This window comes from Serratia sp. CY71090 (genome assembly GCF_052166845.1).
GTDB lineage: Bacteria > Pseudomonadota > Gammaproteobacteria > Enterobacterales > Enterobacteriaceae > Serratia > Serratia nematodiphila.
This window is the reverse complement of record NZ_JBJNOA010000016.1, coordinates 84,928-101,469: the sequence shown is the minus strand read 5'-3', so window position 1 is coordinate 101,469 and position 16,542 is coordinate 84,928. Positions and strand designations below refer to the sequence as shown.

Below are 16,542 nucleotides of genomic sequence, written 5' to 3'. Positions count from 1 at the left end.
ATATTTCGGGCCATTCATATGGGACTATTTTATTTACTGCCAATCCACCAGGCAGTAATGCTTTTTGCCGCGACGCAACAGCGTGTAGCGGCCGAACAGACGGTCTGAATCGCTGAAGCGGTATTCGGCATCGGACTGCTTCTCGCCGTTGATGGTTACCGCGTTGGAGCCGATCATGGTGCGCGCCTGGCCGCGTGACGGCACCAGTTCGGCATTCACCAGCGCTTGCTGCAGATCGGCGTCGCGGTCCAGTTTGATGGTCGGCATGCCGTCCTGCGCCAGCTGGGCGAAGTCCGCCTCGGTCATGTCGTGCAGCGCACCGGAGAACAGACTCTGGGTGATGCGCTTGGCGGCCGCCAGGCCTTCCGCACCGTGCACCATGCCGGTCACTTCTTCCGCCAGCACGTATTGGGCGCGCGGCGCCTTACCGCTGTTCTTGTCTTCTTCTTCCAGCGCGTTGATGTCTTCCAGGCTCATGAAGGTGAAGAACTTCAGGAAGCGGTAGACGTCGGCGTCGGCGGTGTTGATCCAGAACTGGTAGAACTTGTACGGGCTGGTTTTTTCCGGCGCCAGCCAGACCGCGCCGCCCTCGGTTTTACCGAACTTGGTGCCGTCGGCTTTGGTGATCAACGGCACGGTCAGGCCGAACACCTGCTTCTGATGCTGACGGCGCGTCAGATCGATACCCGAGGTGATGTTGCCCCACTGATCGGAACCGCCGATCTGCAGCTCCACCTGGTGGCGGTTATACAGCTCGGAGAAATCGTAGCCCTGCAGCAGGTTATAAGAGAACTCGGTGAAGGAGATGCCGGAGTCGTCGCGATTCAGACGCTGCTTAACCGCTTCCTTGTTAATCATCTGGTTGACGGAGAAGTGCTTGCCGATATCACGCAGGAAGGTCAGCACGTTCATGCCGCCGAACCAGTCGTAGTTGTTGGCCGCGATAGCGCTGTTGCTGCCGCAGTCGAAATCGAGGAACGGGGAAACCTGTTTGCGGATCTTCTCGACCCACTCGTTCACCGTATCGGTGGTGTTCAGCTTGCGCTCCGCCGCTTTGAAGCTCGGATCGCCGATGAGGCCGGTGGCGCCGCCCACCAACGCTACCGGCTTGTGGCCGGCCAGCTGGAAGCGCTTCAGGCACAACAGAGGAACCAGATGGCCCAAATGCAAGCTGTCAGCGGTCGGATCGAAACCGCAATACAGTGCAATTGGCCCTTGCGCCAGTCGCTCCGCTAACGCTTCCTCATCCGTAACCTGGGCAACGAGGCCCCGCTCTTGCAGTTGTTTAATCAAGTTGCTGCTTGCCATCAATGACTCCATGTATAAACGAATGCACCTTTGCCGGTACACGGCCTTTCGCCCAGTGGCGAAATAAAAATTCAGGGTAACGCATAGAATAAAGCGCCGGCGGCATCAGCACCAGCGCTTAGAGAGGATTTTCCGCCTTCAGGGTGCCAGTCGGTCAATTTTCCAGTCATTCCCGTCCCGCTGATACAGGAAACGGTCATGCAGGCGATGGGCGCCCCCCTGCCAGAACTCGACGGAGTCGAATTTCACGCGGAATCCGCCCCAGAAACTCGGCAACGGCACCTCGCCCTGCTGGAACTTCTGCTTCAGCTCGAGGAATTTGCTCTCCAGCACGCCGCGCGCGGAAATGCGCGACGATTGCTGCGAGACCCAGGCGCCGATCTGGCTGTCCTTCGGCCGGCTGTTGAAATACTTCAGCACGTCGAGCGTCGACAGACGCTCCGCCTGGCCGAGGAAAATCACCTGGCGATCGAGCATGTGCCAGGGGAACAGCAGGCTGATATGCGGGTTGTGCGCCAGCTGTTGCGCCTTGCGGCTGCCGAGGTTGGTGTAAAACACCAGCCCCTGCTCATCGAAATGCTTCAGCAGCACGATGCGTTGATAAGGCTGGCCGTGTTCGTCGACGGTCGCGACGCACATGGCGGTGGGATCCGCCAGGCGCGCGTCGCAGGCCTGTTTCAACCAACGCTCGAACAGTTCGAGCGGGCTGGCGGTCAGATCGTTGCGGCGCAGGCCGCCCCGGGTGTATTCACGGCGCAGGTCCGCAACATCAAACTCATTCTTTTCAATCATCTGGGTTATCGACCAACTGAAAAAATCCGTCGTTACATTCTGCGCCTGCGGCGTCAGGAACTCAATCGCTCCGACGCCGCCGTCAACCCTCACTCCGTCAACACGCAGTCGCTCATGACTACCTTACCGTTGCGCTCAAGATAGGCGTTACGGTCTTTCGACCAAAAAGTGTATTTACCGTCGCTGTATTTGGCGCCGGTCAGCGCCAGCACCTGCTTAAGATGCAGCTGCTCGCCATCCATCAGCAGGCTGACTTCACTCGCCTTGCCGTCGAGCGCCACCGTCAGCGGCGTGGTGCCACACTGATAGTGCATCGTCTGGCTGCTCTGCGGCAGGATGTAACTGCAGCCGGACAGCGCCAGCGCGCCGGCGACGAAAATGACTTTTTTCATGCTGTTGCTCCTTAGAAAAATCCTTCACCGGCTATCCTAACAGAGCTAACGGCCCCCCAATGGCAAAACCGGATAAATCCCACCCAGCACCGTTTCACGGCTGGCGCCGGTTACCGAAGGCAGGTTGCCGGCCTGGCCGGACAGCGTACGGAAGGCCAGCCAGGCAAAGGCCAACGCCTCCATGTCGTCACCGCTGACGCCGAAATCGTCGGTCAGCCCAACTTCCGTGCCCGGCAGCAGCGCCGACAAACGCGCCATCAGCAGCGTGTTGCGCGCCCCGCCGCCGCACACCAACAGACGTTCGCACCCGCCGGCCAGCTGCACCTGTTCGCTGATGCTGACGGCGGTCAGTTCCGTGAGCGTGGCCTGAACGTCGACCGGCGCCATCGCCGGCAATCCGGCCAGCTGCCGCTCCAGCCAAGCGATATTGAAATACTCGCGGCCGGTGCTTTTCGGCGCCGGCTGCGCGAAGTACGGATCCGCCAGCATCTGCTGCAACAACGGCAAGCAGACTCGCCCCTGCATCGCCCAGCCGCCGTCCTGATCATAAGGCTGCGCGCGGTGGCGCCACACCCAGGCGTCCATCAGCATGTTGCCCGGCCCGGTATCGAAACCGCGTACCGCCGTACCGGGCAACAGCAGAGAAAGGTTGGCGATGCCGCCGACGTTTAGCACCATGCGCCGCTCGACGGGATGCCCCAGCAGCGCCTGATGAAACGCCGGCACCAGCGGGGCGCCCTGCCCGCCGTACGCCATGTCGCGCCGGCGGAAATCGCCGACGGTGGTGATATTGGTCAGCGCGGCGATGCGGTTGTTATCGCCGAGCTGCATCGAGAAACGCGCGTCGCCTTCCGGCTCGTGCCACACCGTCTGCCCGTGGCAACCGATGGCGGTGACCTGCTCCGCGTCGATGCCGGTTTGCTTTAGCAGGCCGAGCACCGCCTCACCGAACAGCGTACCCAACTGCGCGTCCAGCCGGCCGACGGCGGCCAACGTAGTTTGCTGCCCCTGGCACATCCCCAGGATCTCTTTTTTCAACGCCATCGGCATCGGATGGCTATAGCTGGCCTGCTGCGCCACCATGCGATCGTCGATCGCGGCCAATACCACATCGATTCCGTCCAGACTGGTGCCGGACATGACGCCTATATAGCGGCCTGACTTCATAGCAACATCCTCTAACCCGCGCAGTAAGCAAAATTTATCCTGACAAATAAACCAGAATTGCCGGATTAACGCCATGAATTATGATGCTTTTTTTACGCATCGTGAGCCAGATGCCTTCTGGCGCCGCTGTGGCACGGGCTATGTGTTAAACCGTGCCATAACAGGCGACGGAATGTCGCCAAGGCTGTCATAAAGGTAAACCGCGGTTTATTATTGGTTGAACAGAGAAAAGTTAAGCTGCATGCAGCGATGAAGCATGGCGGTGTGTCAACTTTCAGCCATACTTTGTCTATCATTTTCACTGAATCTTGCCTGGTGAGCATTGCCAGGCTATGGACTACTACCATCAGGAGTTTTATATGATCAAGCGTCTTCTCGTCGTCGCCGTCGCCGCCGTTACGCTGGCCGGCTGTGCCAATGAATCCATGTCCGGCGATGTCTACTCGTCCTCGCAGGCCAAACAGGTACAGACCGTCACCTACGGGACGCTGGTTTCCGTACGTCCGGTTAAAATTCAGGGCGGCGAAGGCTCCAACGCCATGGGGATGATCGGCGGCGCGGTGATTGGCGGGCTGTTGGGCAACACCGTTGGCGGCGGCACCGGTCGTACGCTGGCTACCGCGGCGGGCGCTATTGCCGGCGGCGCGGCAGGTAACAGCATCGGTGAAGTGGCCGGTCGTACCTCCGGCTACGAGCTGGAAATCAAGACCGACCAGAAAGAGAACATCGTGGTGGTACAGAAAGCGGGCGACAGCAAGTTCAGCCCTGGCCAGCGTGTGCGCATGGCGCGCATGGGCGACACCATCACCGTTTCCCCGCTGTAAGTCAGTCGGCGACAAACGGCAAACCGGAGGCAATCGCCTCCGGTTTTATTTCTGATGCTGTGAAACTGTAATCGTAGAAAATAAGAATATTATTATTTGTTCTGCAGTTCGGTGATATTTTGTTCTAACTTGCCAATCAGCCCTACCAACAGATGCACTTCGTCGGCGGTAATGCCGCTTAAAATCTCACTGCGTGTAGACGTGATCACACTGTCCACTTCCCTGATGATCGGATCGGCCGCTTCGGTCAGCTTGATGCGCTTCGCGCGGCGATCGTTGGCACAGGTGTGACGCGTGATCAGCCCCTTCTCCTCCAATTGGTCCAGCGTGCGAACCAGTGACGGTTGCTCGATACCGATCGCCTTGGCCAACTGGATTTGCGACTGCTCCGGCGGCAAACGATTGATATTGTGCAAAGTGACCCAGTGCGTTTGGGTCAGCTCCAACGGCTTGAGCCGATGATCGATGAGCGCGCGCCAAACACGAACTAATCGTGCTAAATCTGAACCTAATGTTGACTCCACTTCTCCCTCCTTATAATTAGCATGCTAACATTACCTCCCAGAGTTTAGACTATTTTGGGTAACTCACATTAAAAACACAAATGTATATAATGTATATTGTGGAAATAGCCACTATTTTCGGCCGTTATCGTTTAATCGTTATGCAAATATTCAACATATTCACCCTTAGGGATTGTTAATGTGAATACATCATGGTTACACACCTCATCCCCCTTACCCGATTTGGTCCTGGGGGCATCGCTTTATTTTCCACCTATATTTAAAGCTTTTTTACTAGGACTGGTCTTATGGCTGCTGATTCATCAACTGCTGAGAGACTGGATGTATTCCGGTGAAATCTGGCATCCCATGTTGATGGACCTGTCCATTTTCGTTCTGACCGTCAGCGGTTCCTTATGGATTTTAGCGAGTTGGTAACCCATGCAGCATAAAACATTAAAATACTTCTCTACGGTGATCGTCTGCGCCATTGCCGTCTGCGCCGGTTGGTGGCTCTGGAATTATTATATGCAATCCCCATGGACCCGTGATGGAAAAGTGCGCGCCGAACTCGTCAATATCACCCCTGAAGTCTCTGGAAGATTAGAGAAAATAAGCGCGAATGACAATCAGTTCGTACCTGCGGGAAGTCTGATTTTTACCCTCGACCCGGTGCCCTACCAGATCGCGCTGGACAATGCCGAGGCCGCGGTGGCAAAAGCGCAATCGGATCTGGCCAAAGCAGACCACGAGGCTGCCCGCCGCCGCGGCTTGCCGCGCAACGTTATTTCCGCTGAAGATTTGGATGAGTCCAATTTAGCCGCTCAGGCAATGAAGGCCGCCTATAAAGCCGCCCTGGCCAACCTGGAACAGGCCAAATGGAATTTGAGCAAAACCAAAATTTACGCGCCGACCGACGGTTATATCACCAATCTGCAGGCGCGGGTCGGGAACTACGCCAACGCCGGCACGCCTTTGGTCGCGCTGGTGGATGTCCATTCGTTTTATGTACTCGGTTATTTCGAAGAAACCAAGCTGAAACATATAAAAGAAGGCAATAAAGCCGATATTGTCTTATATAACGGCAACACCCCGCTGCAGGGGGAAGTAGAGAGTATCGGCCGTGCCATTTACGATCAGAGCGTTGACAGCAACAACGATCTATTAATGGACGTTAAGCCTAATGTTCCCTGGGTGCGTTTGGCTCAGCGCGTGCCGGTGCGGATAAAATTGCTCAACGTGCCCGCCGATTTGACGCTGGTTGCCGGCACCACCTGCACCATTTCGATTCATCAGCGGAACTAAAGTGTGAACCTGCCCTTTCTGGAGTGGAGCCGTACCCCCTGGGGTAAGGCGACCGGCGGCCAATGGCGCTATGCGCTGCGCAACTCGCTGGCGATGTGTCTGGCGCTGTGGGTCGCGTTCGTGCTCGAGCTCGACGAACCCTATTGGGCGCTCACCTCCGCCGCGGTGGTGAGCTTCCCCACCATCGGCGGCGTGATCAGCAAAAGCATCGGCCGCATCTTCGGCAGCCTGGTGGGCGCCGCCGCCTCGGTGGCGATCGCCGGGCACTGCCTGAACGATCCCTGGCTGTTTACGCTGTTCATCGCCGCCTGGATCGGGCTATGCACCTACGTCTCCAACCATTACCAAAACAACGTCTCTTATGCCTTCGCGCTGGCGGGCTATACCGCCGCCATCATCGCCTTCGGCACGGTCAACGTCACCGATACCCAGCAGATCTTCGACATCGCCCAGGCGCGGGTTTGCGAAGTGATCACCGGCATTCTGTGCGGCGGGTTGATGATGATGATCCTGCCCAGCACCTCCGACGGCGAAGCCCTGCTGACCTCGCTGCGGCGCATGCAACTGCGCCTGCTGGAGCACGCCGCCATGCTGTGGCAGCCGGAGGTCACCGCGCAGATGCGCACATCGCACGAAGGGGTCATCGGCCAGATCCTGACCATGAACCTGCTGCGCATTCAGGCATTCTGGAGCCACTACCGGCTGCGGCGGCAAAATAACCTGCTCAACTATCTGCTGCACCAGCAGCTGCGCATTACCAGCGTCATCTCCAGCCTGCGCCGCATGCTGCTGAACTGGCCGGATCGCCCCGTCAATCTGATGCCGGTGCTGACGCAACTGCTGGACGAGCTGCGCGATCCCGCCACCGATAAATATCGCTTGGCGCGCCTGCTCCAGCAGATCGCGCCGCACGATCCCGCGGACTATCGCCATCGCGCCTTCTGGCTGCGGTTGCGCGATTTCTGTTGGCTTTACCTGCGCTGCAGCCGCTGGCTGCGGCGGTTGGAAAGCGCCACGGCGGTCAGCGATCTCCAACCGCCGCGCGCCACTTCGCTGGCGCGCCATACCGACAGCTATGAAGCCGCCTACAACGGCCTGCGCACCTTTTTGTGCATCGTGATCGGCTGCGCCTACTGGATCAACACGCAATGGGACGCCGGCAGCGCGGCGCTGACGCTCACCGCCATCAGCTGCGTGCTCTACTCCTCCACGCCTTCGCCGATCAACAGCGTCAGCACCTTGCTCAAGGCGGTGCTGCTGCTCTCGGTCGCCTGCTTCGTGGTGAAATTCGGTTTGATGATCCAGATTGACGATTTCTGGGTGTTCTGCGCCTTCCTGTTCCCGATCCTGGTGACCATGCAGATGCTCAAGCTGCAGAACCCGCCTTATGCCGCGCTTTGGGGGCAGCTGATCGTCTTTATGGGCTCGTTTCTGACCGTCAGCAATCCGCCGAGCTATGACTACCAGTCCTTTATCAATGACAACATCGCTAAAGTCGTCGGCGTGCTGCTGGCCGGGCTGGCGTTTCAGATCCTGCGTCCCAGCTCGGACAAACGCAAAAGCCGCCGCATTATCCGCGCGCTGCGGCGCGACTTTATCGATCAGTTGAGCAAACGGCCGCAGCAGAACGAAAGCCAGTTCGAATCGCTGATCTACCATCGCATCAGCCAGCTCAATCAAAGTCAGGATCAGGAGGCGCGCACCTGGTTGCTGCGCTGGGGCGTGGTGCTGCTCAACTGCAGCCATATCGTCTGGCAACTGCGCGACTGGCAAACCCGCTCAGATCCGCTGTCGGCGGTGCGCAACGTCTGTATCCACTGCCTGCGCGGCATCATGACGGAGAAAGGCGTGCAGCACAGTTCGCTGGACGCCACGCTGCAGGAATTGCTGCGCATGAGCAACGCCCTGGCGCACCACCCGGAACAGGCGGCGCGCGATCTGGCCGGCCTGATTTGGCGGCTCTACTGCTCGCTGCAGCAGTTGCAACAGGCGATGGGCCAGCCCGCCGCCGCACCGGCCGTTAGCGGCGGGTGATCACTTGATCACGCCGCAGGCGAAGCGCGCACCGCCGCCGCCGAGCGGCTGTGGATGATCCGAGTGGTTATCGCCGCCGGCGTGCACCATCAGCGCCTTGCCCTCAATTTCGCTGATTTTTTTCAGCCGCGGCGCCAACACCGGATCGTTCGCCATGCCGTCGGCGGTTACATAGATGGCCGGCAAATCGCCCAGATGCCCGTCGGCATAGGGTCCGAGGTGTTTCCCGGTTTTTTGCGGATCAAAATGCCCGCCAGCCGCCAGCGCCGCCACCGCCTTGCCGTCCTTCATGCCCGGCTCGCAGCTGCCTTTCTCATGCACATGGAAACCGTGCACCCCGACCGGCAAGGCTTTCAGGCTCGGCGTGAACAGTAAGCCGTAAGGCGTTTCGCTGATGGCCACTTTGCCGATATCCTGACCGATACCCTGCCCGGTCACCAAATTCATCTCAACGTCGACCGTCGCCGCCTGAGCGACCCCGCAGGCCATCAGGCCAAGCGCCGCATACCAATAACGTTTCATCAATCAGTCTCCTTAATGACTATATCGAGTTATCAGTATAGGAGAGCCAACGCCAGCACTGTTAACCAACGCACAATCTCGCCAATTTGATTCGCGGGCCTAATATTTAGCACCAATAATAATTCTACCGATGTTGGTCCTCTGACCAGCTGTCGTTCGGCTAACGTTGTTTCCCTGTTTCCACCGCCGACGCGCGAGAGTTCACTTCCCGGCCAGGCGGCATACTTCATAAGGAACTGATATGGGCATCTTTAGCTATAAGGATCTGGACGAAAACGCGTCAAAGGTGCTGTTTTCCGACGCCTTGGCCATCTCTACCTACGCTTACCACAATATCGATAACGGCTTCGATGAAGGCTATCACCAGACCGGTTTCGGGCTCGGTCTGCCGCTGACGCTGATCACGGCGCTCATCGGTAGCACCCAGTCGCAGGGCGGCCTGCCCGGTCTCCCCTGGAACCCCGACTCCGAACAGGCCGCGCAGGACGCAGTGAACAATGCCGGCTGGTCAGTGATCAGCGCCGCGCAGCTGGGTTACGCCGGCAAAACCGATGCGCGCGGCACCTACTACGGCGAGACCGCCGGTTACACCACCGCGCAGGCCGAAGTGCTGGGCAAATATGACAGCGAAGGCAATATCACCGCCATTGGCATCTCATTTCGCGGCACCAGCGGCCCGCGCGAGTCGTTGATCGGCGATACCATCGGCGATGTGATTAACGATCTGCTGGCCGGGTTCGGGCCGAAAGGCTACGCCGACGGCTATACGCTGAAGGCGTTCGGCAACTTGCTGGGCGACGTGGCGAAATTCGCGCAGGCCCACGGGCTGAGCGGCGAGGACGTGGTGGTCAGCGGCCACAGCCTCGGCGGGCTGGCGGTCAACAGCATGGCGGCGCAGAGCGACGCCAACTGGGGCGGCTTCTACGCGCAGTCCAACTATGTCGCCTTCGCCTCGCCGACCCAGTACGAAAACGGCGGCAAGGTGATCAACATCGGCTACGAGAACGATCCGGTGTTCCGCGCGCTCGACGGCACCTCGCTGACCCTGCCGTCATTGGGCGTTCACGATGCGCCGCATACCTCCGCCACCAACAATATCGTCAACTTCAACGATCACTACGCGTCGGACGCCTGGAATCTGTTGCCGTTCTCCATTCTCAACATTCCGACCTGGCTATCCCACCTGCCGTTCTTCTATCAGGATGGCCTGATGCGGGTGCTGAACTCCGAGTTTTATTCGCTGACCGACAAAGACTCGACCATTATCGTCTCCAACCTGTCGAACGTGACGCGCGGCAATACCTGGGTGGAAGACCTGAACCGCAACGCGGAAACGCACAGCGGGCCGACGTTTATCATCGGCAGCGACGGCAATGATTTGATCAAGGGCGGCAAAGGCAACGATTATCTCGAGGGCCGCGACGGCGACGATATCTTCCGCGACGCCGGCGGCTATAACCTGATCGCCGGCGGCAAAGGCCACAATATCTTCGATACCCAGCAGGCGTTGAAGAATACCGAGGTCGCCTACGACGGCAACACGCTTTACCTGCGCGACGCCAAGGGCGGCATTACGCTGGCGGACGACATCAGCACCCTGCGCAGCAAAGAAACCTCCTGGCTTATCTTCAACAAAGAAGTGGATCATCAGGTAACCGCCGCCGGATTGAAATCGGACTCAGGCCTCAAAGCCTATGCCGCCGCCGCCACCGGCGGTGACGGCGATGACGTCCTGCAGGCTCGCAGCCACGACGCCTGGCTGTTCGGCAACGCCGGCAACGACACGCTGATCGGCCACGCCGGCGGCAACCTGACCTTCGTCGGCGGCAGCGGCGATGACATCCTGAAGGGCGTCGGCAACGGCAACACCTTCCTGTTCAGCGGCGATTTCGGCCGCGACCAGCTGTATGGCTTCAACGCCAGCGATAAACTGGTATTTATCGGCACCGAAGGCGCCAGCGGCAATATCCGCGACTACGCCACGCAGCAAAACGACGATCTGGTGCTGGCCTTCGGCCACAGCCAGGTCACGCTGATCGGCGTCTCGCTCGATCACATCAGCACCGATCAGGTGGTGTTGGCCTAAAAATCGGCATAAAAAAAGCCGGGCGCTTTCGCCGCCCGGCTTTCCTCTTTCTGCCCGCCTTAAGGCACGTCATACCCCAGCGCCGCCTTGCGAATGCGGAACCACTGCTGGCGGCTCAGCACCAGTTTCTGCGCCTTCAGCGCCGAACGCACCCGCTCAATCTTGCCGGAACCGATGATTGGCAACGGCGACGACGGCAGGCGCATCACCCAGGCGTACACCACCTGCTCGATGGTCTCCGCGCCGATCTCTTGCGCCACCCGCTGCAACTCGTCGCGCAGCGGCTGAAACTCGGCGTCGTTGAACAGGCGCCCGCCGCCCAGGCAGGACCAGGCCATCGGTTTGATGCGCAGCTGCTGGCACTGGTCGAGCGTGCCGTCGAGAATGGCCGGTTGGTGAATCGGCGAGATCTCCACCTGGTTGGTCGCCAGCGTGAACGGCAGACGCGACTGCAGCAGTTGGAACTGCGCGGGCGTAAAGTTGGATACGCCGAAATGGCGCACCTTGCCGCTTTTGTGCAACGCAACGAAGGCTTCGGCTACGTCGTCAGCGTCCATCAACGGATCCGGGCGGTGGATCAGCAGCAGATCGAGGTAATCGGTATGCAGATGGCGCAGTGACTGTTCCGCACTCTGCACGATATGATCGCGGTCGGTGATGTAATGCCCAATCGGGTTACCGGGCTTGGCGGTGGTGGCGATGCCGCACTTGGTCACCAATTCCAGCGACTGGCGTAGCGCCGGCTTCAGACGCAGCGCGTCGCCGAACGCCTGTTCGCAGGCATAGCCACCGTAGATATCGGCGTGATCGGCGGTGGTGACGCCCAGTTCGACATGCTGTTCGATGAACGTCAGCAGCTGCTGCGGTGACATGCCCCACTCCATCAACCGCCAGTAACCGCAAATCATGCGGGAAAATTCAGGCCCCTGCGGCGCGAGACGAATACGTTCTACCATTGCGAAAACCTCATGACATTAGTTGTCAGCCATCATACACAAGCCGGTGAGGCACAGGGAAGCGGTAAGCCACACGAACGTGCGGCAGATCAGGAAAGGTTAAAACAACGACGGCTGCTCCGGCAACGGCTCGTCGGGCGCTTTATTGGCGCGCTGCAGCCGCAGGAAGCGTTGACGGCACAGGCGCAGCACCTCGCGCTTTTGCGCATCGCTCATGTTCATCCAGCCGAAACGCTCCTCGCGGCTGCGCAGGCAGCCACGGCAGAACCCACGATCGTCGGCCTGACAAATGCCGCGACACGGGCTGGGGATGTCGAAAAACTCAAGCTGCTGCGCCACGGGGCTCCTCCTGCGTTCTCTTGCTAATTGAAGACGCCATCGCCGCCGCTGGCAAGTCCCTTTTCGCCATTGCGGCGAAAATAGTCGCGCAAATAGCGCAGCGCCTGGCGGCTTTTTTCCGGCACATTGCGTTCGAGCGTCAGCGCGTGCAGTCGCAGCGCCGCCGGCCGCCACTCCGGCAACAGCAGCAACAGTTCGCCGCGCTGCAGTTCGTCGCCAATTTCATACAGCGGCTGAACAGAAATGCCCAGCCCGGCGCGGGTAAAGGCGCGCATCACGTTCATGCTCTCGCTGACGATCTGTCCTTCCGCCAGCCGCAGCTTGACCTGCTGGCCGGACTGGTGCTGCAAATCCAGATGCGCCCCGCTGTAGCCGCTGGAGATCCAGCGGTGCTGTACCAAATCCTGCGGTTTTTCCGGCACCCCATGCTGGCTGAGGTAACGCGGTGCGGCGCACAGCACCATCGGCCACGCGGTCAGCGGATGCGCAATCATATTGGCGTCCGCCAGCTGCCGGTTGGCCCGCAGCGCAATGTCGACCCGCTGTTCTATCATATCGACGATGCGATCGTCCGCCAGCACTCGCAGCGTCAGCTTGGGATGCGCCTGCAACAGCGGCGACAACGCCTCCGCAAGCGATCGGCCGCCGATGCCGACCGGGGTGGCGATGCGCAGCTCCCCCACCAGCGTATCCCGCAGCTCCGCCAACCGCTGCTCCGCCTGCAGCGCCTGTTGCAACATCGCCTCGCAGCCGGGATAGAACGCCGCTCCCGCCTCGGTCAGCGCCAGACGGCGGGTGGAACGATGCAGCAACGGCACCCCAAGCGCCTTCTCCAGCGAGCGCATGTGCTGGCTGACCGCCGACGGCGTCATGCCCAGTCGCCGTGCCGCACCGGCCAGCGAGCCCTCCGCCACCACGGTGGCGAATACCGCCATTCGATTGAGTTTATCCACGATTATGAAGTTTTACTTAATCAAGAAAGCATGAATATGGCACTAATCACGGCTATTGTTAAGGACTAGAGTAGAAACCACGCGGCAGGCACCTCGGCCTGCCTCACGATACTGAACCTATCCCCGAAGGAGCACACAGATGAAAGTAGCCATTATTGGAGCAACCGGTTTTGTTGGCCGCCGCGTGGTGGATGAAGCGCTGGCTCGCGGTATTCAGGTGACGGCAATCGCGCGCCAGAAAAAAGAGTTGCCGGAGCACGCCAATCTGACCGTCGCACTGGGCGACGTCGCCGATACGGCTTGGCTGGCGGGACAATTGCGCGGCCAGGATGCGGTGATCAGCGCCTACAACCCCGGCTGGGGCGAAGACAACCTGTATGAGAAAACCACCCGCGGCGCCCAGCAGATCCTCACCGCGGTCGAGCAGGCCGGCGTCAAACGCCTGTTGGTGGTCGGCGGAGCCGGCAGCCTGGAAGTGGCGCCGGGCGTTGAACTGGTGGATACGCCGCAGTTCCCGGAAAATATCCGCCCCGGCGCGCAGGCGGTGCGCGATCTGCGCAACAAACTGCGTAACGAGTCGGCACTCGACTGGACCTATCTTTCGCCGGCCGCCCTGCTGGAGCCGGGCAAACGCACCGGCCAGTTCCGCCTCGGCACCACGCAACTGCTGATGAACGGCGAAGCGCCGGCCAGCATTTCGGTGGAAGACCTGGCGGTCGCTATCGTTGATGAGATTGAAAAGCCTCAGTTTATTCGCGCGCAATTCACCGCCGCCTACTAAACCGCTCCGCCGCCAGGCCGCTCGGCCTGGCGTTTTCCGCGTATTCTCCGCCGCCAGTAATCTGAGTTTCTAAGGTTTTCTTAAGTTTCATCCGGTAGATTTCAAGGCATTATCTACTTTCAGGATCCCGATTTGGCAATGTGGTTACGTCAACGCTTACGGTGCAACAGCCTCGGTTTTACCCTCGCCGCCGCCCTGTTCTTCACTTTATTTCAGAACGCCTTATTCCTGCAGCGCGCCTGGTCGTATATCACCTTCGATAGCGCCCACAGCGTGATTTTCGCCGCCAGCATGCCGGTGGTGATCTTCTGTGCGTTGAATATCATCTTCAGCGTATTGACCGTGCCCTACCTGCGCAAGCCGCTGATCATCTTTTTCTTGCTCGGCAGCGCCGCAGCCAACTATTTCATGTTCAGCTATGGTGTGGTGATCGACGGCAACATGATGCAAAACGCCTTCGAAACCAACCCTCAGGAGGCGACCGCGCTGCTGACGCCGCGCATGGGATTGTGGCTGACGCTGCTCGGCATTCTGCCGGCGGTGGCGGTCTGCTTCACCCAAATTCGCCAAACTCGCCCCTGGTGGTACATGGTCGGACTGCGCGCCGCCAACGTCATGCTGTCGTTGGTGGTGATCCTGATCGTCGCCGCGCTGTTCTACAAAGACTACGCTTCGCTGATCCGCAACAATAAAAGCGTGGTGAAGATGTTGACGCCGTCCAACTTCGTGGCCGGCACCATCAAGTTTACCGAACAGCGTTACTTCACCCGCAATCTGCCGCTGGTCAAGATCGGCGAAGATGCGCGTAAAGGGCCGCTGATCGCCAGGCAGGCCAAGAAAACGTTGGTGATCCTGGTCGTGGGCGAAACCGCCCGCGCCGAAAACTTCTCCCTCGGCGGCTATGAACGCGAAACCAACCCGCGCCTGAAGCAGGACGACGTGGTCTACTTCAAAAACGCCAGCTCCTGCGGCACCGAAACGGCGATCTCCGTGCCCTGCATGTTCTCCAACATGCCACGCAAGGAGTACGACGCGACTCAGGCGACGCACCAGGAAGGCATGCTCGACGTGCTGGCGCATGCTGGCGTCAATGTGCTGTGGCGCGATAACGACGGCGGCTGCAAAGGCGCCTGCGACCGGGTGCCGCACATCGACATGACCAAGCTGAAACCGCAGCAGGACTGCGACGGCGAGGTTTGCATGGACAACGTGCTGTTGTACAAGCTGAACGACTACATCAATAGCCTGAAAGACGACGGCGTGATCGTGCTGCACCAGATGGGCAGCCACGGCCCGGCTTACTACCGCCGCAGCACGCCAGAATTCCAGGCGTTTTCGCCGACCTGCAACAGTAATCAGATCCAGGATTGCAGCCATGAACAATTGGTGAACACCTACGACAACTCAATCCTGTATACCGACGCGATGCTCGATGCCACCATCAAGCTGCTGCGGCAGTATGACGACCGTTTCAATACCGCGCTGGTCTATTTGTCCGATCATGGCGAATCGCTGGGGGAAAACGGCATGTATCTGCACGGCACGCCTTATGTCTTCGCGCCGAGCCAGCAAACGCACGTGCCTTTCCTGATGTGGATGTCGGCCGACTATCAGCGCAATTTCGGCATCGATCGCCAGTGTCTGAATACGCTGGCGGAAAAGGACGAGGTTTCGCAGGACAACCTGTTCCACACCCTGTTGGGCATGCTGAACGTACAAACCCGCGAATATCAATCCCAGTTGGATATCCTGCAACGCTGCCGCAACGCGGCGTAGCGCTTAACTTTCGCGTGCCGCTGGGGCACAATAGTTCACAGACAACCGGCGTTTTGTGCGCCGGTTTTTTTATTCCCATTGACCTAGACCAATCGGTCTATTATGCTCGGCACCATGATGACCAAATCAACGCATTGCAACGTGGATACACGTGAACATCTGCTCGCCACCGGCGAAACCCTCAGCCTGCGCCTGGGCTTTACCGGCATGGGGCTGAGCGAACTGCTGGCCACCGCGGGCGTGCCGAAAGGCTCGTTCTACCACTATTTTCGCTCGAAGGAAGCCTTCGGCGAAGCGATGCTGCAGCGCTATTTCGCGCATTATGATGCAGAAATGCAGGCGCTGTTTGCCGACAGACGCGGTGATGCCCGCCACCAGCTGCTCGGCTATTACGCCCAGGCTATCAGCTACCACTGCCGCAGCGAATGCCACAACGCCTGCCTGGCGGTGAAGCTTTCCGCCGAGGTGAGCGATCTGTCGGAACCGATGCGCCATGCGCTGGAAACGGGCACCGCTCGCGTGATCGGCCACCTTCAGGAGGCCATCGAGCGCGGTATCGCCGAGGGCTCGCTGTCGGTAGCCATGAGCCCGGCGGCAACCGCAGAAACGCTGTATTCACTGTGGCTCGGCGCCACGCTGCGCGCCAAGATCCGTCACTCGCTGGCGCCGTTGACCAGCGCGCTGGAAAGCATCGAGTTGCTGCTGCGCCCGCCGCAACCGTAACTGTAACAACTTATTTTTATTGAAAAAATGCAGTTCATGGTTTTTTATCGCCCATTACTAGACGACCAGTCTATTAAATAC

Annotated in this window: 17 protein-coding genes; 8 read left to right on the top strand and 9 right to left on the bottom strand. The window is 59.4% G+C overall.

The genetic code is table 11. The features are described from left to right. Positions 1–33 precede the first annotated feature (33 nt). The 4 genes from tyrS to anmK form a co-directional block, all read right to left on the bottom strand. On the bottom strand, positions 34–1,308 hold the full coding sequence (gene tyrS, locus ACJ8OK_RS23235; protein WP_048323245.1) for a tyrosine--tRNA ligase: 1,275 nt from the start codon (positions 1,306–1,308) through the stop codon (positions 34–36). A gap of 138 nt (positions 1,309–1,446) precedes the next feature. Further along, positions 1,447–2,100: a pyridoxamine 5'-phosphate oxidase gene (pdxH, locus tag ACJ8OK_RS23230; protein WP_004931292.1), complete on the bottom strand. Its 654-nt coding sequence runs from the start codon at positions 2,098–2,100 to the stop codon at positions 1,447–1,449. 89 nt (positions 2,101–2,189) lie between these two features. Then, the gene (locus ACJ8OK_RS23225; protein ID WP_004931294.1) at positions 2,190–2,492 is read right to left on the bottom strand and encodes an MliC family protein; all 303 of its coding nucleotides are present in this window, start codon (positions 2,490–2,492) and stop codon (positions 2,190–2,192) included. Positions 2,493–2,537: 45 nt separating this feature from the next. Then, positions 2,538–3,659 (bottom strand): anhydro-N-acetylmuramic acid kinase, encoded by a 1,122-nt coding sequence (gene anmK / locus ACJ8OK_RS23220; RefSeq protein ID WP_033633173.1) that lies wholly within the window; start codon positions 3,657–3,659, stop codon positions 2,538–2,540. Between the two features lie 359 nt (positions 3,660–4,018). Here anmK and ACJ8OK_RS23215 point away from each other — a divergent pair, with 359 nt between their 5' ends. Next, positions 4,019–4,483, top strand: coding sequence for a glycine zipper 2TM domain-containing protein (locus tag ACJ8OK_RS23215; RefSeq protein WP_004931299.1), 465 nt, complete (start codon positions 4,019–4,021; stop codon positions 4,481–4,483). A gap of 92 nt (positions 4,484–4,575) precedes the next feature. On the opposite strand, the gene slyA is transcribed toward ACJ8OK_RS23215, so the two are convergent. Further along, positions 4,576–5,007: a transcriptional regulator SlyA gene (gene slyA, locus ACJ8OK_RS23210; RefSeq protein ID WP_004931301.1), complete on the bottom strand. Its 432-nt coding sequence runs from the start codon at positions 5,005–5,007 to the stop codon at positions 4,576–4,578. A 180-nt stretch (positions 5,008–5,187) separates the two neighbouring features. Here slyA and ACJ8OK_RS23205 point away from each other — a divergent pair, with 180 nt between their 5' ends. From ACJ8OK_RS23205 to ACJ8OK_RS23195, 3 genes are read left to right on the top strand one after another with little or no spacing between them, the layout of a single operon-like run. Next, positions 5,188–5,424 carry a DUF1656 domain-containing protein gene (locus ACJ8OK_RS23205; protein ID WP_004931303.1) on the top strand — a complete coding sequence of 79 codons (237 nt, stop codon included), beginning with the start codon at positions 5,188–5,190 and terminating at the stop codon, positions 5,422–5,424. 3 nt (positions 5,425–5,427) lie between these two features. Further along, positions 5,428–6,291, top strand: a complete 864-nt coding sequence (locus ACJ8OK_RS23200) for an efflux RND transporter periplasmic adaptor subunit (protein WP_015377735.1) — start codon at positions 5,428–5,430, stop codon at positions 6,289–6,291. 3 nt (positions 6,292–6,294) lie between these two features. Then, positions 6,295–8,325, top strand: coding sequence for an FUSC family protein (locus tag ACJ8OK_RS23195; RefSeq protein ID WP_060559599.1), 2,031 nt, complete (start codon positions 6,295–6,297; stop codon positions 8,323–8,325). Here the strand turns inward: ACJ8OK_RS23195 and sodC are convergent, their stop codons facing one another. After that, a complete protein-coding gene (gene sodC / locus ACJ8OK_RS23190; RefSeq protein WP_033633176.1) occupies positions 8,326–8,847 on the bottom strand; it encodes a superoxide dismutase family protein in 522 nt (173 codons plus the stop codon). Between the two features lie 241 nt (positions 8,848–9,088). Here sodC and ACJ8OK_RS23185 point away from each other — a divergent pair, with 241 nt between their 5' ends. Continuing rightward, entirely contained in the window at positions 9,089–10,933 is a 1,845-nt protein-coding gene (locus ACJ8OK_RS23185; protein ID WP_082997583.1) for a polyurethane esterase, read from the top strand. A gap of 59 nt (positions 10,934–10,992) precedes the next feature. Here the strand turns inward: ACJ8OK_RS23185 and ACJ8OK_RS23180 are convergent, their stop codons facing one another. The 3 genes from ACJ8OK_RS23180 to ACJ8OK_RS23170 all read right to left on the bottom strand — a co-directional run bounded on the left by ACJ8OK_RS23180 (position 10,993) and on the right by ACJ8OK_RS23170 (position 13,181). Continuing rightward, positions 10,993–11,889, bottom strand: coding sequence for an aldo/keto reductase (locus tag ACJ8OK_RS23180; protein WP_004931312.1), 897 nt, complete (start codon positions 11,887–11,889; stop codon positions 10,993–10,995). Positions 11,890–11,988: 99 nt separating this feature from the next. Further along, on the bottom strand, positions 11,989–12,228 hold the full coding sequence (locus ACJ8OK_RS23175; RefSeq protein WP_015377731.1) for a DUF1289 domain-containing protein: 240 nt from the start codon (positions 12,226–12,228) through the stop codon (positions 11,989–11,991). Positions 12,229–12,251: 23 nt separating this feature from the next. Continuing rightward, positions 12,252–13,181: a LysR substrate-binding domain-containing protein gene (locus ACJ8OK_RS23170; protein ID WP_187212313.1), complete on the bottom strand. Its 930-nt coding sequence runs from the start codon at positions 13,179–13,181 to the stop codon at positions 12,252–12,254. A 139-nt stretch (positions 13,182–13,320) separates the two neighbouring features. Between ACJ8OK_RS23170 and ACJ8OK_RS23165 the strand changes: the two genes are divergently transcribed. The 3 genes from ACJ8OK_RS23165 to ACJ8OK_RS23155 all read left to right on the top strand — a co-directional run bounded on the left by ACJ8OK_RS23165 (position 13,321) and on the right by ACJ8OK_RS23155 (position 16,461). Continuing rightward, positions 13,321–13,962, top strand: coding sequence for an NAD(P)-dependent oxidoreductase (locus tag ACJ8OK_RS23165; RefSeq protein ID WP_004931317.1), 642 nt, complete (start codon positions 13,321–13,323; stop codon positions 13,960–13,962). Between the two features lie 138 nt (positions 13,963–14,100). Beyond that, on the top strand, positions 14,101–15,738 hold the full coding sequence (gene eptA, locus ACJ8OK_RS23160) for a phosphoethanolamine transferase EptA (protein ID WP_033633182.1): 1,638 nt from the start codon (positions 14,101–14,103) through the stop codon (positions 15,736–15,738). 102 nt (positions 15,739–15,840) lie between these two features. Then, positions 15,841–16,461 (top strand): TetR/AcrR family transcriptional regulator, encoded by a 621-nt coding sequence (locus tag ACJ8OK_RS23155; RefSeq protein WP_021505463.1) that lies wholly within the window; start codon positions 15,841–15,843, stop codon positions 16,459–16,461. Positions 16,462–16,542 lie beyond the last annotated feature (81 nt).